The organism is Dyella telluris, assembly GCF_014297575.1.
GTDB classification, from domain to species: domain Bacteria; phylum Pseudomonadota; class Gammaproteobacteria; order Xanthomonadales; family Rhodanobacteraceae; genus Dyella; species Dyella telluris.
On sequence record NZ_CP060412.1, the window covers coordinates 3,265,651 to 3,287,818 of the forward strand.

Genomic DNA, 22,168 nt, shown 5'->3' on the forward strand with positions numbered 1-22,168 from the left:
GGGATGAGCCATGTCGATGACGCCTGACAGCTCCCGCCGCTGGCAATTGCTCGCCATCACCGGGGCCATCTTCTACGTGTTCTGGCTGCTGGCGCCGGTGCTGATGCCGTTCGCCTTCGCGGCGATGCTCGCCTACCTGGGCGATCCGCTGGCGGACCGCCTGCAGCGCCTGGGCATGGGCCGCACGCTGGCGGTGACCATCGTGTTCATCGTGCTGCTGCTCGCGGCCGTGGGCGCGTTGCTTCTGCTGATTCCGCTGATTTCGCGCCAGATCGAAAATCTGGTGCAGAACATCCCCCACTACGTGGACTGGGCCCGCAATACCGCGCTGCCATGGCTGCAGGCCAAGCTGCACCTGGACCCGAATGCGTTCGACACCGACCGCCTGACCCAGCAGCTCAAGGAACACCTGGGTTCGATCGGCAATGCCGCCTCGGTGTTGCTGGGGCAGATCTCCCGCTCCAGCGTCGGCGTGGTCATGTGGCTGACCAACATGGTGCTGATCCCGGTGGTGGCGTTTTATCTGCTGCGCGACTGGGACCGCCTGGTGGCCTGGATCGACCGCATGTTGCCGCGCTCCGTCGAGCCCACCGTGGCCCACCTGGCACGCGAGTCCGACAGCGTGCTGGGTGCCTTCGTGCGCGGCCAGCTGCTGGTGATGCTGGCGCTGGGCCTGTTCTACGGCGTGGCGCTGACCTTGATGGGGCTGTCGGTTGGCCCGTTGATCGGTATGATCGCCGGCCTGCTCAGCTTCGTGCCTTACCTGGGTTTCATCGTGGGCTTCGGCTCCGCGCTGATTGCCGCCCTGGTGCAGTACGGCGACTGGAACCACGTGTTGATCGTGGTTGGCATTTTCACCGCCGGCCAGTTGCTGGAAGGGTACGTGCTGGTGCCCCAGCTGGTCGGCGACAAGATCGGCCTGCACCCGGTGGCAGTGATTTTTGCCGTGCTGGCAGGCGGTTACCTGTTTGGCTTCCTCGGCGTGCTGCTGGCGCTGCCGGCGGCCTCGGTGATCCTGGTGGTGCTGCGCTACCTGGCCGAGCGCTACCGGCAAAGTGATCTGTATACCGAGGAGGGCGCGGGAGATCCCGTGCTCACTGAAGTGGATGTGATTGTCGACACCCCGCACGGTAAGGTGGAATCCCGCACGACCGTCGACGAACAAGGCACCAAGAAGGACGCAGTACCACCCCGATGATTCCGCAGATGCCGCTCGTATTGCGCTGGCCCCGACGCCAGCGTTTCGAACATTTCCATCCCGGCAGCAACGTCGTGACGCTCTCTGCCGTGGAGCAGGTGGCTTACGTGCCCGGCACGCCGTGGCTGTATCTGGCCGGGCCTTCGGGCAGCGGCAAGAGCCACCTGCTGGTGGCAGCCTGCCAGGCGGCCATCCAGGGAGGGCGCACGGTGCAGTACCTGCCGCTGGCCAGCATGGGCGACAAGGCTGCCGCCATCCGCGGCGTGGCGGGAAGCGAATTCCTCGCGCTGGACGACCTGGGTGCCATCGCCGGTGACCGCGAGGCCGAGCACGCGCTGTTTGACGTCTACAACCGGGCCAAGGCGGAGGGTGCCACGCTGTTGTTCGCTGCCGAAGCCCTGCCGACCCAGCTGGGGCTGGGGCTGCCTGACCTTCGTTCGCGCCTGGGCGCCTGCCAGCAGGCACTGCTGAAGCCGCTGGATGATGCCGAGCGTCGCGCCGTACTCCGCAAGGAGGCCGCAACGCGCGGCATCGAGCTGGATGACACGGTGCTCGACTGGCTGTTCGCCCGTTACGCCCGTGATTTGGGCGCCCTGCTGGACCTGCTCGATCGCATCGACCAGGCCTCGCTGGCGGCCAAGCGGAAGATCACCGTGCCGTTCCTGCGTGGATTCCTGCGCGAGAGCGAGCCTGGCGCCTGAGAAGATCGTCTGTGGGAGCGCACCCTGTGCGCGACAACCAGATCAAACAAGACCACAAAAAAAGGCGCCCAACGGGCGCCTTTTTTCCGGGAGGTGGATCACCTCAGGCCATCAATAACCGCGGCGTGGCGTTCGCGCCGATGGCATCCACCATCGCCTGCGCCACGTTGAGGTTGCCGGCGACGATGTTGCCGCTCTCCGGAATGCCGTCGCGACCGGCGAAGTCGCAGTAGCGGCCGCCTGCCTCGCGCACCAGCAGCACGCCGGCGGCCATGTCCCACGGCTTCAGGCCGATCTCGAAGAAGCCGTCGTAGCGGCCGGCGGCCACATAGGCCAGGTCGAGCGCGGCGGAGCCGGAGCGGCGGATGTCCTCGGCCTGGCCAAGCAGGGCGCGGGTCATGTCGAGCTGGGCGTCCAGGTGCGAACGCTGGCGGTACGGGAAACCGGTGGCGATCATCGCGCCGCCCAGGTTCTCACGCTTGGCCACGCGGATGCGGCGGTCATTGAGGTAGGCACCGTCGCCCTTGCTGGCGGTGAACAGCTCGTCGCGCAGCGGATCGAACACCACCGCGTACACCGGCTCGCCCTTGTCGAGCAGCGCGATGGAAACGCAGAAGTGCGGGATGCCGCGCAGGTAGTTATGCGTGCCGTCGAGCGGGTCGATCACCCAGGTCAGCGGGCCCTTGCCGATCGCGCCGCTTTCCTCGGCAAGGAAGCCATGCGTCGGGTAGGCGCGCTTGAGTTCCTTGATGATCTCGGCTTCGGCCAGGCGGTCGACTTCCGAGGCGAAGTCCATGCGTTGCTTTTCGACGACATTGAGGCCGTCGATGCGATTCATGTAACGCAGGATGATGTTTCCTGCGGAGCGCGCGGCGCGCACCGCGACGTTGACGGCGGGTCTGGGCATGGCTTCGGCTTTCAAAAGAGCGGGGTTTCGGCGGCAAAGTCTAGCAGACAGACGGCCTCCGGGTCAGGCCGACCCAAGGGCCGTCGGGCGGCCGGGTTTGACAGGAGGGCCAGACATTTCCAAGCTTTGCGCCCGTTTGCACGAGTTTCCCCGCCCCCATGAGCGCTGAATCCGACCTCGCCGCCCGCATCCGCTACGTGCTGGTGCGCACCTCGCACCCCGGCAATATCGGCAGTGCCGCCCGCGCCATCCGCACCATGGGCTTCGACCGGATGGCCCTGGTGGCACCGCACCGGTTCCCCGACAGGGAGGCTTCCGCGCTGGCCGCGGGGGCGGACGACGTGCTGGAGAACGCCACCGTCAGCGAAGGCCTGGTGGACGCCCTGGCGGGAACCAGTCTGGCGCTGGGCCTTTCAGCCCGCCGCCGTGGCGTGGACCTGGAGGAGATCACCCCGCGCGAAGCGGCGGCCCGTGCGCTTGCCGCCGCGGCTCGTGGTGAACAGGTGGCGCTGGTCTTCGGCAACGAGCGCACCGGGCTGGAGAACGAGGAACTGGCGCGCTGCCATGCCATGGTGCGCATTCCCAGCGTGGACGACTTCAGCTCGCTCAACCTTTCGCAGGCCGTGCAGGTGATGGCCTATGAGCTTCGCGTGGCGTCGCTGGGCGAGGTGGCCGTGCCTGTTCGCGCGGATGCCGAACCGCCCGCCGATGCGGCGCAGATGGAGCGCTTTTTCGAGCACCTGACCCAGATGCTCGACGACATCGATTTCCACAAGGGCCGCGCGCCGACCACCATCATGTTGCGCCTGCGCAAGCTGTTCCAGCGCGCCCAGCCGGACGAGCGCGAGCTGCGCGTGATGCACGGCATTTTCGCCGATGCGCAGCGCATGGCGCAGATTGCCACGGACAAGATCAAGGCGCCCAAGGGCGGTTGATCAAGGGACAACTGTAGGAGCGCGCTTGCGCGCGACCGTTCTTGGCGCTGCGGTCGCGCACAAGTGCGCTCCTACAGAGAGCCACGGGCGCGGTTGCTCAAAATCCGTCTTCTTCCACGTCGATGTTCGCCAGCCGCGTGATGATGAGCTTGTCGATGCGTGCGCCGTCCAGGTCCACCACTTCCACGCGATAACCGTGCCACTCGAAGGTTTCGCCGGTCTGCGGGATATGGCCCAGCACCGCCATCACCATGCCGGCGGCCGTGCGGTATTCGTGCTCCGCCTCGCCGGGCAGGGCGTCGACCTTCAGCAGTTCGCGCAGGTCGTCGGTGGAGAGCGAGCCGTCGACCAGCCAGCTGTCGTCGCCGCGGGGCGTGATCAGCGGGCTTTCCTTGGGATCGTTGTTGCCCAGCTGCGTGGCACCCACGATGGCCGCCAGCAGGTTGTCCAGGGTGATCAGGCCCACGATGTCGCCGTACTCGTCCACCACCAGTGCCAGCTGGGTTTCCGCGTCGCGGAATTCCTCCAGCAGATCCAGCGCGCGGGCCGTGGCAGGCACGTAGAGCGGCTTGGAAAGTTGCCCGAAAATATCGGGCTTGCCCTGGGCAAAGCCGCGCAGCAGGCGCTTCACCTCTGCCACGCCAAGGACGTCGCTTTCGTCTTCGCGGTACACCGGATAGCGCGAATACGGCGTGGTGCGCAGGATCTCCGCGTTCTCCTGGTAACTCGCCGCGGCGTTGAGCCACACGATGCGCGTGCGCGGGGTCATCATGCTGTCCACCGTGCGGTCGCCCAGGCGCAGCACGCGGTTGACCATGTTGTGCTCGTCGCGATCCAGCACGCCGTGCTCGGCGCTTTCGGCCACCAGCAGGCGGATTTCCTCTTCCGAGGCAAAGTCGCTGCCGCGCCCCTTCACGCCCAGCAGGCGCAGCAACAGGCCGCTGCAGAAATTGAGCAGCCATACGAACGGTGCCGCCATGCGTGACAGCACCATCATCGGCATGGACACGTAACCGGAGATCAGTTCCGGCGCCGACAGGGCGAGCCGCTTGGGCACCAGTTCCCCGATCACGATCTGGATAAAGGAGATCAAGGTGAAACCCAGCAACAGGCCGATGACCTTGGCATAGGGCTCCATCCAGGCGGCCCGACCGCCGTGGATGGCGTCGGCGATGTGGTCGCCCAGAGCGTCGCCGGCCAGGGCACCGGTGATCAGGATCACCAGGGTCATGCCCACCTGCACCGTGGACAGGAAGCGCTCGGGCGCCTCGGCATTGCGCAGGGCCACCCGGGCCCGGCGGCTGTCGCGGGCCATCTGCTTCAGGCGCGTCTTGCGCGAGGCCACCAGGGCCATCTCGGACAAGGCGAAGAAGCCGTTGAAGAAGGACAGCAGTACGACGGTAAGGATTTCGGTCAGCATCGGGGCGGCCGGCCGTGGAGGTCGCGGGAGGACATGAGACGGAGTGTAAGGCCTAAGCGCCTGTTTACGACCTCCGCGGAGATCGCGGACAGGCGCTGACCCCGGCCCGGCATGTGGCAAACCGCCCCAGGGGCAAAACCGGCCCCCTTGGACCGGGCAAGGGCTTGATGCGGTGCGGCAGGGGGCTCCTGTAACATAGCCGACATTTTCCGCCCCGCACCCCAGGCAATAACCGCATGTTTTCATTGCAAACGATTTTCGGCAAAGGCGACAAGTTCTATGGCTTGCTCGAGCAGAGCGCCGAGGCTGCCCACGAAAGCGCACGGGCCCTTCACGAGCTGGTGACCCGCAAGGACCACGCGCCGGTGATGGCCGCCTTCGCCGCGGCACGTGCACGCGAGAAGGCGCTGGCGGGGCAGATCAGCGAGGAGCTGGTGAACACCTTTGTCACCGCGCTGGATCGCGAAGACATCGAGGCGCTCAACTCCGCGCTCTACAAGATTCCCAAGACCATCGAGAAATTCGCCGAGCGCTACGAGATCGTGTCCGCCCGCATGGGCGACGTGGATTTCGGTGCCCGTGCACTCGTGCTGGAACGCGCCACCACGGTGGTGTCGGAGATGATCGGCGAGCTGCGCCGCGGCCTGCGCATCGACCCGGTGAAGAAGCTGCAGGATCGCCTGCAGACGCTGGAGTCCGAAGGCGACCGCATGCTGCTCTCGCCGTATCGCACCCTGTACGTGGAAGGCAATGACGCCATGCGTGCGATGCTGGCGAAGGATCTGTTCGAGCTGATCGAAAAGGCGATCGACAAGTGCCGCGATGTCGGCAACATCGTTTACTCGATTGTCCTGAAGAACTCCTGAGGCCGGCACGATGACCTCCTTCCTTTGGTGCCGCCCGGTGTCGATCCGGGCCGTCGGCGGGGTGCGTGCATGAGCATTGGCCTTGCCATTGCCGTGGTGCTGATCGCGCTGGCATTCACCTACATCAACGGCTTTCACGACACCGCCAACTCCATCGCCACCGTGGTCGCCACCAAGGTGCTGACGCCGGGCCAGGCGGTGATGCTGGCGGCGATCACCAACCTGATCGGCGCACTGTGGGGCACGGCGGTGGCCAAGACCATCGCGGCGGGGCTGCTCAACTCGCACGTGATCGATGCCGGCCCGAAACTCCTGATCTGTGCGTTGTTGGCGGCCACGGTGTGGAACCTCATCACCTGGTGGCGCGGTTTGCCTTCCAGCTCCAGCCACGCGCTGATCGGCGCGCTGGTCGGCGCGGCCATTGCCGCTTCCGGCGACAACTTCGCCGCGGTGATCTGGTCGCAGGGCGGCGACCATTGGTGGAACGGTAGCGGTGTGATCCCCAAGGTCATCGTGCCGATGGTGGTCTCGCCCCTGGGCGGTTTCATCATCGGTTTCACCGTGATGGGCCTGCTGTACGCGCTGCTCAGCTGGTTCGCCAGCAGCACCGGGTTCCTGCGCCGCTTCGGCCGCACGCCCTTCGTCAACAGCTTTTTCGGCAAGGCGCAGATCCTGTCCGCTGGCGCCATGGGCCTGGCCCATGGCTCCAACGACGGCCAGAAGAGCATGGGCATCATCGCCTTGGCGCTGGCCGGGGCGACGGCGGCAGGCCAGTTCGATGGCTTGCCGGGCTGGTTGGGTTTCCTGCGCATCCAGGGTGCTGCCGGTGGCGGCTTCGACGTGCCGATGTGGGTGGCGGTGGTCTGCGCGCTGACCATGGCGATGGGCACGGCAAGCGGCGGCTGGCGCATCATCAAGACGCTCGGCCACAACATGGTGAAGCTGCATCCGATCAACGGTTTTGCAGCGGAAACCAGTTCAGCCAGCGTGATCCTGCTCGCCACCCATTTCGGCATTCCCGTGTCGACCACGCACAACGTATCGGCCTCGATCATGGGCGTGGGTGCGGCCAAGCGCTGGAACGCCATCCGCTGGTCGGTGGTGGAGCGCATGGTATGGGCATGGATCCTCACGCTGCCCATCACGGCCTTGCTGGCCTACGGCATGGTGCGCCTGTCCGCCATGTTCTGAGTTTGTACCTGTAGGAGCGCACTTGTGCGCGACTGCCGACCGCCGAGGTCGGCTTCAATGTCGCAGTCGCGCACAAGTGCGCTCTTACAGTAAGGACCTAAAGATCGTCGCCACCCGCTGCCACGATCCGCTCCAGCTGATCCCCCAGCTCGCCCAGCTCCTCGATCAGCCGTTTGAGCTCGGCGGCATCCAGCAGCTCGTAGGGACGGTTCTCGCACAGGTGCAGGTAGGGCGAGCCGTCCAGGTCCGCCACGGCCAGAAACCCCTTGCGCTGTTCCCAGTTGAAACGCAGGCAGCGCCGGGGATCCGCCCCCGCCAGGGGGCCGACCGGCGTGGAAATGCGCAGGTAGCGCCGCCCGGCCTCGTCTTCCAGCTCGGCGAGATAGATCCCCTGGTGCCGGTCGTGCGGCAGGCTCAGGTCGAAACTGATCAGGTAGGGGTCGTTGTGCCGCAACGAATGCAGGCTGCCTATATGGGAACGCACGGCTTCGAAATGGCGCATGGTGCGATCTCCTTGGCAGGCGAATCTGGCCTCGCTAATGTGCCACGACCCGGTGTAAAGAGCCTGTTGAAGATCATGGACAAACCCATGAACGAAGCCCATGTCCGCATTTTTGCTGCCATCGCAGCTATTCCGCCAGGGCGCGTCGCGAGCTATGGCGCCATCGCAGCGCGGGCCGGATTGCCCGGTCGGGCAAGGCTGGTGGGCAGGGCGCTGGGCGAAGTGCCCGATGGCATGGAGCTCCCTTGGTTTCGCGTGCTTCGGTCCAGTGGGCAGATTGCGTTTTCGCCGGGAAGCCGTGGCTTCCGCGAGCAGAGCAAACGCCTGAAGGCGGAAGGTGTGGAAGTGCGCAACGGCCGAGTGCCGATGTCGGCGTTCGGGCTGGATGCTGATCTTGATCGGGCCCTGTGGGGTATGCCGGGGTAAAAAAAGGGCGATCCAGATGGCTCGCCCTTTCATTTTCTGGTTTCTGACAGCTTAGAACTTCTGGTTGTACGACACGTACCAGAAGCGGTCGATATCGAAGTTCGGGTTATATGGCGGGCTGCCGGTACCCGAGGTCGGCACGCTGTAGTAATACGAGCCCTTCTTGTTGAAGATGTTATTCACGCCAACGGTGAACACACCTTTCCATGGGGCCGTGTAGCGGAACTGCGCATCGTTGAATGCCACCGAGCCCTTTTGGCTCATGCCGGGCGTAGGCCACCAAGGGTTTGTGTAACTGGGGGAGCTGCAGTCATAGACGGCACCGCTTTGGGCCGTGTAGCACTGATCCTTCAGGCCCGAGTAGTAACGAATCGTCCAGCTGGCACCAAACTGCTTGAGATCCCAGTCCACCTGAAGGTTGGAGCGCACACGGTAGATGGCGTCTTCACCATCGAAGAAGCCCACCAGTTCCTTTGGCGTTGCGCCGGGGCCACTGACCGTCTCGTACTTGGTGAGGTAGGTACTGTCCGAGGCGATACGGAAGCGGCCAAACGACGTGTCCGGCAATTTGTAGTGAATGCCAAGGTCGTAGCCCGCGGTCTTCAGCGAGCCTAGATTGGCGAGACTTTCGTTGAGCTGATTGACTGAGCCTTGAACCAGGCCAGTGTTGGGGTCCGCCGCCGACGCACGGGTAAAACGCCCGCAATAGTTGGGGTCATTCTGGACGTAGCACAGATCGAGGATCTGATCGGCGTATACGGTTGAAATGATGTTCTTCACGTAGATGTCGTAGTAATCCAGCGTGAAGTCGAGACCGGGGGCGTAGTGCGGGCTATAAACGAAACCCGCCGTGCGTGTGATGGAGGTTTCCGGTTTCAGGTTGGGATTGGAGCCGGAGGTGAACGGGACCGGCGTCTGTGATCCATAGCCATTGGCTTGTGTGTAACCCGCAGGTACACCTGTGGCCGCGCAATGTGCCTTGATGGTGGCATTCGTAGCGGCCGCACCGGACACCGAGTCGCACGGATCCTGGAATGTCTCGAAACTCTGGCCTGGGCCGCCGTAGAGGTTATCGATGGTCGGTGCGCGGAAGCCCTGCGCCCAGGTTCCTCGTATCAGCAAGTCTTCGATGGGGCGATACCGCAGGCTGTACTTGTTGTTGGTCGTGCTCCCGAAGTTGCTGTAGTGCGAGTAGCGACTGGCAACGTTCAGGCCAAGTTCCTGTGCACCCGGCAGATCGCGTAGCAGTGGTACATCCAGTTCGGCGTAGACCTCGTTGGTGTTGTATGCACCGCTGGTGGCATTGGCTGCCAGATCGGTGGTGTTGCCGTCGGCCACGTACTGATCGGGTCGATAGGCACCCTTTATGCCACGGTGTTCGATACCCAACGCAAGGTTCACTGTGCCTGCATTGCCCGGCATCTCGAACAGGCCGCCGGAAACGTTGGCGGTGTAGTCATCGGTCGAGCTGATCTGACGGGCTGACTCGTGGTAGTTCACATAGTTCCACACGGACTGGGGCGTGCCGCCTGGGCCTGCAAGGATGTTCCAAGGCACGCAGCCATCAGCGCGATCTGAAGCATTGGCGCACGCCAGCTGGCCATTGATCATGGTCGTGGGCCCCAGGGCGGCCTGTGCACGGTTCAGATCAAGATTGCCCGTGGTGCTGATGTGGATCTTGTTCTGTGAGTAGGTGTAGTCGGCGTCCCACGACCAATCGTGGTCAAAGAGTTTGAAATAGCCTTGTGCGCCAAGATTGATGTTGTAGATCTTGGAGTGGTTTTCCGTGATGCGCGGGATTTCCACCGTCCGACGATAGAAGGCGAGATCCTGACCGGGGAATGGGTTGTAGGCGTTGGCGCCATCAATCGTTACGCCCGTGGTGCCCGTGCTGAATGGATAACCTGCGAGCTGGGATGAGGTGTCACGGACAGAAGCAGAACCCATGCCGTGCAGGCTGATGTTGTCGGTGAGTTGGTATTTGTCCTGTACGAACAGGTTTTTCAACTTGGTGCCCGCGCGGAACGTCATGTCCTGGGTGCTGTTGTACCTGTCGGAGAGTGCGCCGGTGAACGGGTGGTAATTGGCAGGGTTGCTGGCGTCGCTTCCTTGATTGATGGAGTAACGTTTCTTGTTGTACGGATTGATGATGCTTCCGTATGCGCCGGTCGTGCTCCAGAAATCATCCGGATGTTCCGCTCCCTGTGGATAACGGGTCTCCGGCCGTTTGTTGTCCCGCATCGGGTCGGTTTGCTGCCAAGCCGCGCCGATGATGATGGAGTTTTTCTGGCCGGTGTGACCCCAGGTGAAGTCGTAGTTCTGCGTCTGTCCGTCACCCTTGCCATTCTGGCCGTAATAGACGTTGGCGTCGGCGCCGTCGAACTTCTCCTTGGTGACGATGTTCACCACGCCACCGATGGCGTCGGATCCGTAGATGGAGGAGGCGCCGTCCTTGAGGATGTCGATGTGGTCGATCATCGATACCGGAATGGTCGAAACGTCAGTCAGGCCATTCAGGCTCGAACTCCAACGACGACCGTTGACCAGTACCAGGGTGCGTTGCGAACCCAGGTTGCGGATGTTGACGTAGCGGCCGCCAACATCAGCACCATTCGATAGCGTGTCCTGAGGGGTGATGTCAGGCGTGCCCATGGACGGCATGCGGGCAATGATGTCGTTCACATTGGTCAGGCCCGTCGCCTGGATGGCAGCCTTGTCCATGGTGAACACCGGTTGCGACGTTTCCACGTCCACGCTGCGGATGCGTGAGCCGGTCACGGTGACGGTTTCGAGGCTCTTGGCCGATGACGCGTCGGCCTTCGCGGGAGCGGAGTCCTGCGCAAAGGCCAGGCCCGAGGCGACGAGCGTGCCGGCGGCGAGTGCGAGACGGATGGACGTTGCCAGTCCGCCACGATTGAACGATTTCATGTGTGTTCCCCAACATCCTGGTTATCAAACGGGGGCCTGTCCTGCTGCATTCGATGGGGCACGCGCGGCGTCGTTGCCAACGCTGGTGTGCGGTTCGACCATCGAGGGATACGCGGCATGGGCGACCCATGGCCCGGCGGTGGCCGGGCTTCTGAATAATGTTTTCTTTACCTTGGGGAGGCCCACTCTCGGCGGGCTATGCGGCATGTAGGGTCGAGACCGACGACATGGTCGGGATAATCAGAGTTGGTGTCAGTGGATGTGCTAGGAGGTTTCTGGGGCGATGGCTAAAGCCCCATTTTTGCTAGCATTCGCCGATGCCTTCTTCCCCCCAAGACATTCTCCACAGCGTTTTCGGCTACACCGAGTTCCGCGGTCAGCAGCAGGCCATCGTCGAGCAGTTGATCGAGGGCGGGGACGCGCTGGTGCTCATGCCTACCGGCGGCGGCAAATCGCTGTGCTATCAGATTCCCGCCCTGGTGCGGCAGGGCACCGGCATCGTGGTGTCGCCGCTGATTGCCTTGATGCAGGATCAGGTGGATGCGTTGCGCGAAGCGGGTGTGGCCGCGGCCTATCTGAACTCCAGCCTCAGCGCGGAGGACCAGCGCGATGTGGAGCGTGGCCTGCTCGAGGGCGAGCTGAACCTGCTTTACGTGGCGCCCGAACGCCTGCTGACGCCACGTTTCCTGAGCCTGCTCGAGCGCACCGAAGTGGCGCTGTTCGCCATCGATGAAGCGCACTGCGTATCGCAATGGGGCCACGATTTTCGCCCTGAGTATCGCGAGCTGGCGCTGTTGCACCAGCGCTTTCCGCAGGTGCCACGCATTGCGCTCACGGCCACGGCCGATGAGCGCACGCGCGATGAAATCGTCGAACGCCTTGCCTTGCAGCAGGCGCAGCAGTTCGTTTCCAGTTTCGATCGCCCGAACATCCGGTATCAGGTTGGGCAGCGTCACAACGCGCGGCGCCAGTTGATGGAGTTCCTGGAGCGACGTCGTGGCGAGACGGGCATCGTCTATGCGCTGAGTCGCCGCAAGGTGGACGAGACGGCCACGTGGTTGGCCGAGGCCGGTATCGAAGCACTGCCTTATCACGCCGGTCTCGATGCGGCCACGCGCAATGCCAACCAGCGGCGCTTTCTTCGCGAGGACGGCGTGGTGATGGTGGCCACCGTGGCGTTCGGCATGGGCATCGACAAGCCGGACGTGCGCTTCGTGGCGCATCTGGATCTGCCGCGCAGCATGGAAGGCTATTACCAGGAAACCGGACGTGCCGGCCGCGATGGCCTGCCAGCGGATGCGTGGATGATCTACGGGCTGTCGGACGTGGTGACGATGAGCCAGATGATCGCCCAATCCGAATCCGCGGACGATCGCAAACGCGTCGAGCGGCAGAAGCTGGAGGCCTTGCTGGCCTACGCGGAAACCACCCAGTGCCGGCGTGAACTGCTGCTGGCGGCGTTTGGCGAAACCTTCCACGGCCCCTGCGGGCGCTGCGACAACTGCATCGAGCCTCCCAAGACCTGGGATGCCACGGTGCCTGCGCAGAAGGCGCTGTCGGCGGTGTACCGCAGCGGCCAGCGCTTCGGGTCAGGACATGTCATCAGCATCCTGCGCGGGGAGGACAGCGCGCGCATGGGCGAACTGGGACATGATCGCCTGTCGACGTTCGGCATTGGTGCCGACATGGACGAGAAACAGTGGCGTTCGGTCTTCCGTCAGCTGCTGGCCATGGGTTTGCTGGAAGCGGATGCGGAAGGTTTCGGCACGCTGCGGCTCACCAAGACAAGTCGCGATGTGCTGGTGGGCAATCGTTCCGTCAGCCTGCGTGAGGACGCCAGGCCCGTGCGCGCATCGCGCAAGCGGCGTGACAGCCAGCTGGTCACCGGTGGCAGCCTGGGCGTGGAAGCCTACGAGCAGCCGCTGTGGGAAGAGTTGCGCAAGCTGCGTATCCAGCTGGCGCGACAGCATGGCGTGCCGCCGTACGTGATCTTCCACGATGCAACGCTGTTGGCGATGTTGCGTGCGCTGCCTTCGAACGAAGCGGAGATGGCATCGATCAGCGGCGTGGGCGAGGCCAAGCTGAAGCGTTATGGGCGCGACTTCCTGGCCGTGATCAACGCGCAGGAATAGGCCGGGGCGGGTTCCGCCAGGGGTGTGAGAGAAACCTCAGCCTGCGAGGCTCCAGCGGGTGCCTTCGCTCGATACGCGTGAGTGCGCAAGGGCCAGCTCGGGAATATAGCGCCACTGGTCGAGCTCGCCCGGCAGGCGTGCTTGCGGGTAGGCCATGCGGGTGGCGATCAGGGCGGCTTCGGCCGTGTCGTGGCGGCCGATCTCCTGTTCTTCGTGCAACACGCGCCATTGGCGACCGTGGCGGATGATGCGGAACAGGCCGAATTTCGACGGGTAGACGTATTGGGCCAGCATAGGATTCAACTTTTTTGGGTACGGCGGATGGTGCGCAGCTTGCCAACGGACGATGACTTCCCTGTGATTGCTGTCTGGCGTGTCCGTGACTGTCATGTTGCCGTTCTGTTTTGCCGTCATGTGAATCAGCAATTCGTGAAAAAGCTGTTTCCAGGTGTTGTATCCATAAAGAAAAGGCCCGCATTGCTGCGGGCCTTTCTGTATGCAGGCTGACAATCGCAGGCGTTACTTGCGATCGGCGGCCGTCGCGTCGCGAGCGGCGCGGAACTCCGAATCCTTGCTCCAGTCGGGCCAGGTATCGGAATTGGCCAGGTCGCTGCCGAGCTTGTAGAGCACCTGCAGGTCGCGCGCCATGCCGGTGAACGTCCAGCTGGCCTGCCACTCGTCCGACGGCTGGTGATAGTGCTTGGACACGTATTCGTCGGCCGCGGCCTTGCCTGCTGCCACGCCGCCATCTACCCAGTCGTCGCCTGACTCGAACGACACCGCCGGCACACCGCGCTTGGCGAAGGAGAAGTGATCAGAGCGGAAGAAGTGGCCCGCTTCCGGCTTCGGATCAGCCGTGTAGGTCATGTTCCACTTCTTGGCGGTATCGGTCAGCTCATCCAGCAGGTCGAGCTTGGCGTTGCCCGAGATGCTGAAGTTGCGCGAGGGACCGTGCGGATCGAGCGCGTCCATGTTGATGTCGGCCACCGTGGTAGCCAGCGGGTAGAGCGGCTTGGAGGAGTAGTACTCCGAACCGAGCAGGCCCTTCTCCTCGGCGGTGACGTTGAGGAACACCACCGAACGCTCCGGCTTGGGCTGGCTGGCGAAGGCGCGGGCCAGTTCGATCAGCGCGGCGGTGCCCGTGGCGTTGTCCACGGCGCCGTTGTAGATCTTGTCGCCCTTGGCATCCGGTGCACCGATGCCCAGGTGGTCCCAGTGCGCGCTGTAGATCACCGTTTCGTTAGGACGCTTGCTGCCTTCGATGCGGCCCACGATGTTGTGCGAGGTGATCACCTTGGAGTCGACCTTGTAATTGGCCGAGAAGGTTTCACCCTTCAGCACCACGGGCTTGAACTCGCGCGTCTGTGCCTGCTTCTTCAGCGCTTCGAAATCGAGGCCGGCAGACTTGAACAGGTCCACCGCCACGTCGCGCTGGATCCACGCTTCCACCGGCGTGTGCACGCTGGAGGGGTGGTCGCGAACCACGTCGAACTGGGTGTTCGTGTTGGAGTTGGCCACGGTGGCCCAGCCGTAGGAGGCCGGTGCGGTCTCGTGGATGATCAGCATGCCGGCGGCGCCCTGTCGGGCAGCCTCTTCATACTTGTAGGTCCAGCGACCGTAATAGGTCATGGCCTTGCCGCCGAAGTCACCCACGCCGGTTTCGAAGTCGGGATCGTTGATCAGCACCACGGCGATCTTGCCGTGCAGGTCCACGCCCTTGAAGTCGTCCCAGTTGCGCTCCGGCGCCTTCACGCCGTAGCCGACGAACACCAGCGGGGCGTCCTTGATCGACACCGCCTTGGAGCCGTCCAGCGCAGAGCGCACGGCAATTTCCTTGCCCTGAGTCAGCGCTTCGCTCTTGCCGTTGACAGTAAACGACAGGGACGGCTTGCCTGCGATATCTGACTGCAGCAGCGGCACGGCCTGGGTCCATTCGCGCTTGCCGTTCTTGAGATCGCCACCGGGCTGCACGCCCGCAGCCTTGAGCTGCGCAACGACGTAATCGATGGTCTTGGTTTCGGCCGGCGTGGCCGGGCCGCGGCCTTCAAAGGCGTCGGACGAAAGCGTCTTTACGTCTTCCGACAGGCGGTGCGGGTCGATGGTGGGAGTGGTCGGCGCATCGGCGGCGAACAGCGCCGACGTCACGGACAGGGCAAGCAGGGATAAGGCCAATCGCTTCATGGACAGCACCTAGCGTGGAAACGAGCGTCGATAGTAGAGACGGCTGGCGCCGCCGGTCCATAGGGGTCAGTGCCACGCAAGCGGCGGACGGCTCGGCGAGCGGGCGAAAACCCCTGAAAAACAGGCTTGCGGAGGGCCCGATAGTGACTTTCTTCACCCTCGCGAGGCCGAAAATGAAAAAAAACCGCATTTTTTCCGTCCTGCAGCTTGGCGTGATGGGCTGGCATGCCATACATTCCGCATGCCGAGAGGCATCAAACACCACCTCATATCGATTACCACGGGGAAATGTATGGCGAAGGCGCAGAAAGCAGCAGCAAAGAAGAAGGCCGCTCCGAAGGCAGCTCCGAAGGCCGCCAAGGCGGTCGTTCAGAAGCCGATCAAGGAAGCACTGGGCAAGTCCGGCCTGGTCGCCCACATCGCTGAAGCCAGCGGCGTGGTCGCCAAGGACGTGCGCGCGGTGCTGGCCTCCCTCGAGGCTGCCGTGACCGGTTCGGTGCACAAGAAGGGTGCCGGCCACTTCACGATGCCGGGTCTGCTGAAGATCACCGCCGTCAGCGTTCCGGCCAAGCCGAAGCGCAAGGGCATCAATCCGTTCACCAAGGAAGAGCAGTGGTTCGCTGCCAAGCCCGCCACGGTGAAGCTGAAGATCCGCGCACTGAAGAAGCTCAAGGACGCCGCTCTCTGAGCGTGACGTTGCACTAGAGCTTGCTGCCAGGTGCGACCTTCGAGTCGCACCTGGCGTTTCTGGGGGCAGGAAATCCAGGGAAGCGCGGAGCCGTGGTTCAACCGGCCGCTTCCAGTACAGGCATCCAGGCCGGTTGGTGCCGATGCCCCGATCTGTCATCGGATCCCGTTGCAGGGCCGCGCCAATGCTTGCCGCGTCATCGGCCTTGGCTATCCACACGCCTTTCTTGAAGTGCACGTCGCGCACGTGGGTATAGCCTCGCGTGTATAGCTGTGTGCGAACATCGGTTCCGCTCAGGTGGAGCACCTGTCTGTCGGGAAATATCTCGCCCGTGCGTGGATCGATGCGGACCGTCACCCTGCGGTCGTCAGCGTTGGGGCCTTGGTCGTCCGCATGCCGTTCCGGAGTGACAAGTCGCGCACCCTCTTGTAATCCTGCTGCGCGAATGGCCCCCGCACCTCGTGCCGGGTCAGTGCCTCGTGCGCCAGGGCGATGCCGGGAACACCCACGGCCATCACTGATGGTCGTCGGAGCGCGTTTCTTCATGGGCATGTCTTGTCGATGGGGATTCCGGGTGTTGTTCCCCTCTAAAAGAACTTGCGGAGAACGCTTCCGAATCCTGGGCTGATCCACCGGGCGCAGCACGGCGCACGTGCCGGGCAGGGAGCGGACACACGTTTCGTTGAGGCAGACGGGTTCATGCTTTGGTCGTGCGGCCAGTTCATAGTGGCCGTCGGCGCCGTGGTGGCGCCTGAGCGAGGCCGTGTCCGGAGGATGCGGTGGCGCGATCGACAAGATCACCCAACGAGGGCACGACATGGCAACCCCGAGCGATCTCCCGCTGAGTCTCTACAAGGCCAACACCGAGTTTCAGCTACGCGTGAACAAGCTGGTGATGGAGAACTGGAAGAAGTGGCTGGAACTGTCCACCCGTGCGATGGACGACGGCATTGCCGAGCAGCAGGCGAGGGTGGAGCAGCTGATCAAGGCCCAGGACTGGGCGGCGCTGGCCACCATGCCGGCCGATGCCTTCTGGCGCCAGTTGCAGCAGCGCATGGGCGACGCCAACGTCACCAACCAGATCGCTGCCAACGTGCAGGCACATTTCGCCCAGGCGCTGCAGGATGCCGTGCAGACCTGGCAGAAGGACACGGCCAATGCCCTGGGCACGGTCGGCGATGTCGGTTTGTCGGAACCGTGGAAAGACATCCTGTCCCCGTGGGGCAAGTTCCACCCCACCATCTGATCCCCGCCAGCGGCGCCCGGTGACTGTTCCCGGGCGCCGTTCTCCGGGGCGCTGGCGGAACACCATCGCCAACCCCGCGCGCACGGTGGACCAGCGTTTCTTTCTGCACACTCCATCGCGTCATCGCCGATGGCACCCATGGTCAACTGCTCCGCTGCGTTGACGGTGGCATTTTCGGCGACAGCCGGGCGGTGCGCAGTGACTTGGGAAAGATGTCGCGCATTCCCCGTCTTGTCACACAGGTTTAGTTAGCTAGGGGACTCCGCCTGCCGGCAGCGGCGCATGCCGAACGGCGGCGGGAATCGTGGACGGGTGAAGTGAGGACTGGGCATGGCTCAGTGGGGGCAGGCCGGCGAAGTGCCGGCTGATCACAGGAAGCGGGGTCAGGTGGCGCACGGCGATGGCCGTGCGCGCCGTCGTGCGCCCTTTCCGGGCCGGGCGGCGCTGGGGCTGGCGGTGCCCATCGCCACCCGACCGTCAGCGGAACGGATAACGGCCTGCCACTGATGCGTTACGCGATCTACTTCTGTCCTGCGCCAGCGAGCGCGCTGGCCGCCTTGGGGCGTGACTGGGTCAGTCGGGAGCTGACTGCCCAGGGCATCCCCGGCATTGGGCTCAGTCGGTGGAACGCGTTGGTGGCGGACGTGCGTCGTTACGGCTGGCACGCGACGCTGCGCTCGCCGTTCACGCTGTCGCCCGATGTCGACCTCAACGACCTGCGCCGGGCCCTGGAACTCGTGGCGCGATCGCATGCTCCCATCAACCTCACGCTGCGCTACGCCCGGCTCGCCGGGTTTCCGGCGCTGCGTCCGCTGGGCGAATGCAAGGCGGCGAATGCCCTTGCCGCGGCCTGCGTCGACGCGGTGGAGCCGCTGCGACTGCCGCTGGCGGAGAACGATTTCCAGCGCCGGGCGTCGGGGCTGGATGCCATCGAAACCCATTACCTTGGTCGTTACGGATACCCCTACGTGTTTGAACGCTACCGTTTCCACATGACGCTATCGGCGCCCGCTTCCGTGGAGGAAGAGCGTGCCCTGCAGCGCTGGCTGTCGCTCCGGGCCTCAATGCTGCCCACCGCCCGCCTCGATGCGCTGACCCTATGCGTCGAGCCGTCGCCCGGGGCTGCCTTCGAGCCGCTCGAACGCATTGCCCTGCACAAGGTGTCTGCCGCCTGATCGGTGCCCCTGCATGTGCCGCTGATGCGGGGTGACTGACGCTTTTGCAGCCAGCGAAAGGCCGCTGCATCGGCTCACGCCTGCTTGACGGGCAGGCGAGGAATCTCGTTTGGAGGGCGGTGTTCGCAGGTATTCCACCGCCAGGCAGATTCAGTCGACGGCATGCCGGGTGAGACATCCGGGGAGCGCGCCATGAAAAAGACCGTGTGGATCGTGGTTGCCAACCGCGGCGTGGCCCGCTTGTTCCAGGCGACTCAGGCCACTGGCCCGCTGGAGGAACTGGAAGCCTTCATCCACCCGGAGGCGAGGCTGCGCGACCGGGACCTGGTGTCCGATCGCCCGGGGCGTGGCTTTGAACGGGCCGGGCCCGGAAGCCATGCCGAAGAGCCCGATTCCTCGGTTGCCGAGGTGGAGGCTGGCCAGTTTGCCCTCGAACTCTCCCGGTTCCTGCTCAAGGGGCATGGTGACGGCCGCTTCGACATGCTGGTCCTCATGGCCGCCCCTGCCTTCCTGGGGGCTCTGCGGGATCGCCTTGGCGGGGCGATGAAGAACCACATCCTGCTGGAATTGGCCAAGAACCTGCCCCACGCCGATGCCGCCACCGTCAGGAGCTATCTGCCGGAACGGCTGTATTCGACGGTCGGCGGGTGAGGGCGCCCGTCACCCAGGCGGCGTTCGGATAAACCGCCTCCGTCCTTCTGCCTGGGCCGGTCCACCCCGAGCCTGTCATATCGCCGAAGCGATCCCGAAATGTTTGACGTGGTGCACATTTGCGGCGACTGGGTGCGCTACGATAGTCAAGCTTGCCGACAGGGTCGCTTCTTCACGCTCCAGCGTCCCGCCCGATGTCATTGGCCGCCAACGCCAGGTGCCCGGCGCAGGCGAGGGGAATACCGCACAGGGGAAAGCCATGCTGGACGCACCGTGGACTAATCCGTGGTTCCGCCGTATCGGCATTGCAGTCTCGTACGGGCTGTTCATCCTGTTTGCCCGTCAGATCACCATCTCGCATTTCGCGCTGCTCACGGGCGTCCATCTCGCTGCCCTGTTGCTGACCCGCTACCGCGACTGGCCGTGGCTGGTTGCCGGTGAAGCGGCGGTGCTGGTCCCGATCAGCATCCAGTGCATTCCGCAGCTGGGCGTGCCCTGGGCGCTGATGAATGTCGTTCCTGGCATCGTGATCATGGCGCCCGTGGTGTGGGTAGTCCGGGAGCGCTGGCCCGTGCTTGGTTCTCGCAACGTGATCAACATGGGCTCGCTGCTCGGCTGCTCGCTGCTGCTGTCCTTCCTGATGACGGCGTACAACATCGCTGCCGTGTTCGTCACCAAGTTGCCTGCCGGCTACGAAGTCCACTTCGACAAGCTGGCCGTGGAATGGGTGCTGGGCAATTACCTGGGGATTCTTGCGATCGTCCCGACCACGCTGTTTGCGCACCAGTTGCTCAAGGGTGCCCGCTGGTCTGAGCTGGGGTCGCGCCTGCTCGACAATCGGGCTGTGCTGGACAGCCTCTTCCTGGTGGTGCCGGCGTTGCTCCTGCTGGTCTGGATTGGCCTTGAGGCCCAGCACGTCCGGCAGATTGCCCAGGTCGCCATGTTCCTGCCCATCGTCTGGCTGGCGATGCGGCATGGCTGGCAGGGTGCGGCCATCGGTGGCACCGCATCGAGCCTGGCGGTGATGGCGCTGATGCCCGCCACCTACGACCAGCAGACCATCCAGGCCGAGGCCATCGTGGCTTTTGCCATTTCCTCCATGCTCTTGCTGGGCGCCCGTATCGGGGTGCTGAACCACCATGCCGAGCAGGAGCGGATGGATGTGCGGATGGCGCTTGCGCTTGCCCAACGCAACGTGCACATCGGCGAAATGCAGTTGCGCACGACGTCGCTGGCGCTGGAGCAGATCCGCGAAACCGTCCAGGCAAGTTTTGCGATGATGATGTCGCGCCTGCGCCATCTGCAGCCGACCATCGAAGACCGCAGTTATCACCGTCAGGCGCTGGTGGCGCAGGATCAGTTGTTCCGCCTCGCCGATAGCCTCTACCCGGTGACCTGGCGTGAACGCGGCTTGCCGGCGGCGCTGCGCGAAGGTGCCATCCCCCGTGCGCTCGACGAAACCGGCGTGGGCTACTGGTGCGATCTGCGTGGGCCGCTGAGCCGGCTGTCGCAGACGCTGCACCTGGCAATCTACCGCTTGGTCGTTGAAGTCGTGGCGGATGCGTGCAATCAACGAAACCTCAGCGAGGTCATCGTGCGCGTCCGTTGTGGCGAAAAGGCCGGCCGGCACTGGGCGCTGGTCAGCATCATTTTCCGCGATCAGGCCCAGACCGCTTCGCGCGTTCGCTGGGATGAACTCTTGCCGCGCGTGATGCGTTCCACCAGTGGCATGGGGTGGTCCGGCATTCGTGATCGCGCGATGACGTTCGAGGGCGACGCACGCGAGCATCAGCTCGCTGATGGCCGGCGCGTGAGCCTGTTGCTGCTCGATCCCATCACGATCAGCGACGTCTGACGTCGCTGATCGCTATCTGGCGCCTGGCTGCTTACTGGATGTGCGTATTGCACTGAATCGGGTCGCAAGACGCTGCCGCGGCCTTCAGCTGCATCGTACCGTCGCTGAGCGGCGTGGCCGTCACGGTGGTGGCCGTGTCCTGGTACACCGTGGTCGGCGCAGCAGCCGGCGCTGCTGGTGCTACGGCGGGCGCCTGCTGCGGCGTGCTCACCAACTGCGAAAAACGACCTACCGGCAGGGTGATGAACTGGCCATTCGCGGAACCGACCGCGCCCAGAACGTTGCCGTTCACGTCGTTGATCTGCACGAACTGAATGCCGCCAAGCGTAAAGACGTAAGCGTGGAAATTCGGGCTGCTGCTCACGTCGGACGCATTAGGCCAGGATTGGCCTAGACCGGAAGCGGGCGGCTGGTCGGCGAAGGCGGCCCCCGAAAAAGCGAGAGCCAGCACACCAAAAAGGCATGCGCGGGACGAGAGGGCTTTCAACATGACGGACCCCTTTACTGGTGATGTGCTCAGGTATTGAGCATCAGCCCGAATGTATCACCAACTCAGCGTCATACCTTGTGACTATTGGCTATTTACGCGCGACATCTGCCGGAAAAGCGCACACACAAATTCTGCGTAATAGCGGTCGCTGGACATGGCATAAGCTGCTAATGAAGAAAATGCCTTGTTATTGAATAAGCCGCTGTACCGGGTGTTTCATCTTTTCGTGGCGGCGCGTTCGGTGGGCAAGGGCGGGGCGAACATTAAAATGTGATGGAAGTCACGTCATTCGGCCCGATAAAAGGCCGGCGCTTTCGGCGCTTGCAGGCATTGGGTTGGTGGCAGGTAATGAGGCGAATCGCACCGTGGGGTAATACCTCGCGCTTATTGCCCGGTAACCGCCCATGCGTGTTGCGTGGATTTACTGGGTCGAGATACGGAGGGAGTGGAAGTCCCTGGCTCGCAATGACCTTGGTAAATGTACCGAGGCCCGGAGGTACTCTGCCTGATGCAATTTTTATGCAGCGTAGTGGACTTCATGTCGACAGTGACATGGCCCCACGTACCTCGTGCGTGATGCGCCCGAGCACGGTCATCGGTTCCACGGAATGGATCGGCGTATGTGCGAATTCCGGAACGAAAAAAACCCGCTTCTTGCGAAGCGGGTTTTCCGAAT

General features: G+C 63.8%; 19 protein-coding genes. 12 read left to right on the forward strand and 7 right to left on the reverse strand.

The window, feature by feature from the left end:
- Nucleotides 1-10 precede the first annotated feature (10 nt).
- Both H8F01_RS14305 and hda read left to right on the forward strand, forming a co-directional pair.
- Nucleotides 11-1,198 carry an AI-2E family transporter gene (locus tag H8F01_RS14305; protein ID WP_187055761.1) on the forward strand — a complete coding sequence of 396 codons (1,188 nt, stop codon included), beginning with the start codon at nt 11-13 and terminating at the stop codon, nt 1,196-1,198.
- A complete protein-coding gene (gene hda, locus H8F01_RS14310) occupies nt 1,195-1,899 on the forward strand; it encodes a DnaA regulatory inactivator Hda (protein ID WP_187055762.1) in 705 nt (234 codons plus the stop codon). The genes H8F01_RS14305 and hda overlap by 4 nt, the downstream gene beginning before the upstream one ends.
- A gap of 103 nt (nt 1,900-2,002) precedes the next feature.
- Here the strand turns inward: hda and H8F01_RS14315 are convergent, their stop codons facing one another.
- Entirely contained in the window at nt 2,003-2,806 is an 804-nt protein-coding gene (locus H8F01_RS14315; protein WP_187055763.1) for an inositol monophosphatase family protein, read from the reverse strand.
- A 158-nt stretch (nt 2,807-2,964) separates the two neighbouring features.
- Between H8F01_RS14315 and H8F01_RS14320 the strand changes: the two genes are divergently transcribed.
- Nucleotides 2,965-3,741 (forward strand): RNA methyltransferase, encoded by a 777-nt coding sequence (locus tag H8F01_RS14320; protein WP_187055764.1) that lies wholly within the window; start codon nt 2,965-2,967, stop codon nt 3,739-3,741.
- Nucleotides 3,742-3,838: 97 nt separating this feature from the next.
- Here the strand turns inward: H8F01_RS14320 and H8F01_RS14325 are convergent, their stop codons facing one another.
- Nucleotides 3,839-5,161 carry a hemolysin family protein gene (locus H8F01_RS14325; RefSeq protein ID WP_187055765.1) on the reverse strand — a complete coding sequence of 441 codons (1,323 nt, stop codon included), beginning with the start codon at nt 5,159-5,161 and terminating at the stop codon, nt 3,839-3,841.
- Nucleotides 5,162-5,397: 236 nt separating this feature from the next.
- On the opposite strand from H8F01_RS14325, the gene H8F01_RS14330 reads away from it, so the two are divergent.
- The gene (locus H8F01_RS14330) at nt 5,398-6,027 is read left to right on the forward strand and encodes a DUF47 domain-containing protein (protein ID WP_187055766.1); all 630 of its coding nucleotides are present in this window, start codon (nt 5,398-5,400) and stop codon (nt 6,025-6,027) included.
- A 69-nt stretch (nt 6,028-6,096) separates the two neighbouring features.
- Nucleotides 6,097-7,218 (forward strand): inorganic phosphate transporter, encoded by a 1,122-nt coding sequence (locus H8F01_RS14335; RefSeq protein WP_187055767.1) that lies wholly within the window; start codon nt 6,097-6,099, stop codon nt 7,216-7,218.
- Nucleotides 7,219-7,315: 97 nt separating this feature from the next.
- Here H8F01_RS14335 and H8F01_RS14340 read toward each other — a convergent pair whose 3' ends face one another.
- Nucleotides 7,316-7,720, reverse strand: coding sequence for a hypothetical protein (locus H8F01_RS14340; protein WP_187055768.1), 405 nt, complete (start codon nt 7,718-7,720; stop codon nt 7,316-7,318).
- Between the two features lie 87 nt (nt 7,721-7,807).
- On the opposite strand from H8F01_RS14340, the gene H8F01_RS14345 reads away from it, so the two are divergent.
- The gene (locus H8F01_RS14345; RefSeq protein WP_187055769.1) at nt 7,808-8,146 is read left to right on the forward strand and encodes an MGMT family protein; all 339 of its coding nucleotides are present in this window, start codon (nt 7,808-7,810) and stop codon (nt 8,144-8,146) included.
- Between the two features lie 51 nt (nt 8,147-8,197).
- Here the strand turns inward: H8F01_RS14345 and H8F01_RS14350 are convergent, their stop codons facing one another.
- Nucleotides 8,198-11,074, reverse strand: a complete 2,877-nt coding sequence (locus tag H8F01_RS14350) for a TonB-dependent receptor plug domain-containing protein (protein ID WP_187055770.1) — start codon at nt 11,072-11,074, stop codon at nt 8,198-8,200.
- 317 nt (nt 11,075-11,391) lie between these two features.
- Here H8F01_RS14350 and recQ point away from each other — a divergent pair, with 317 nt between their 5' ends.
- Nucleotides 11,392-13,206, forward strand: a complete 1,815-nt coding sequence (recQ, locus tag H8F01_RS14355) for a DNA helicase RecQ (protein WP_187055771.1) — start codon at nt 11,392-11,394, stop codon at nt 13,204-13,206.
- 36 nt (nt 13,207-13,242) lie between these two features.
- On the opposite strand, the gene H8F01_RS14360 is transcribed toward recQ, so the two are convergent.
- The gene (locus tag H8F01_RS14360; protein ID WP_187055772.1) at nt 13,243-13,500 is read right to left on the reverse strand and encodes a hypothetical protein; all 258 of its coding nucleotides are present in this window, start codon (nt 13,498-13,500) and stop codon (nt 13,243-13,245) included.
- A 225-nt stretch (nt 13,501-13,725) separates the two neighbouring features.
- Nucleotides 13,726-15,387: a M28 family metallopeptidase gene (locus tag H8F01_RS14365; RefSeq protein ID WP_187055773.1), complete on the reverse strand. Its 1,662-nt coding sequence runs from the start codon at nt 15,385-15,387 to the stop codon at nt 13,726-13,728.
- Between the two features lie 292 nt (nt 15,388-15,679).
- Here H8F01_RS14365 and H8F01_RS14370 point away from each other — a divergent pair, with 292 nt between their 5' ends.
- The 5 genes from H8F01_RS14370 to H8F01_RS14390 all read left to right on the forward strand — a co-directional run bounded on the left by H8F01_RS14370 (nt 15,680) and on the right by H8F01_RS14390 (nt 21,002).
- The gene (locus tag H8F01_RS14370; RefSeq protein WP_187055774.1) at nt 15,680-16,075 is read left to right on the forward strand and encodes an HU family DNA-binding protein; all 396 of its coding nucleotides are present in this window, start codon (nt 15,680-15,682) and stop codon (nt 16,073-16,075) included.
- Between the two features lie 817 nt (nt 16,076-16,892).
- Entirely contained in the window at nt 16,893-17,321 is a 429-nt protein-coding gene (locus H8F01_RS14375; RefSeq protein WP_187055775.1) for a phasin family protein, read from the forward strand.
- 506 nt (nt 17,322-17,827) lie between these two features.
- Nucleotides 17,828-18,496: a DUF1045 domain-containing protein gene (locus H8F01_RS14380; RefSeq protein ID WP_187055776.1), complete on the forward strand. Its 669-nt coding sequence runs from the start codon at nt 17,828-17,830 to the stop codon at nt 18,494-18,496.
- A gap of 192 nt (nt 18,497-18,688) precedes the next feature.
- Complete coding sequence (locus tag H8F01_RS14385) at nt 18,689-19,147, forward strand: host attachment protein (RefSeq protein WP_187055777.1); 459 nt, start codon at nt 18,689-18,691, stop codon at nt 19,145-19,147.
- Between the two features lie 259 nt (nt 19,148-19,406).
- On the forward strand, nt 19,407-21,002 hold the full coding sequence (locus H8F01_RS14390; protein ID WP_187055778.1) for an MASE1 domain-containing protein: 1,596 nt from the start codon (nt 19,407-19,409) through the stop codon (nt 21,000-21,002).
- 31 nt (nt 21,003-21,033) lie between these two features.
- Here the strand turns inward: H8F01_RS14390 and H8F01_RS14395 are convergent, their stop codons facing one another.
- Nucleotides 21,034-21,492 (reverse strand): hypothetical protein, encoded by a 459-nt coding sequence (locus H8F01_RS14395; protein ID WP_238480994.1) that lies wholly within the window; start codon nt 21,490-21,492, stop codon nt 21,034-21,036.
- Nucleotides 21,493-22,168: the final 676 nt, after the last annotated feature.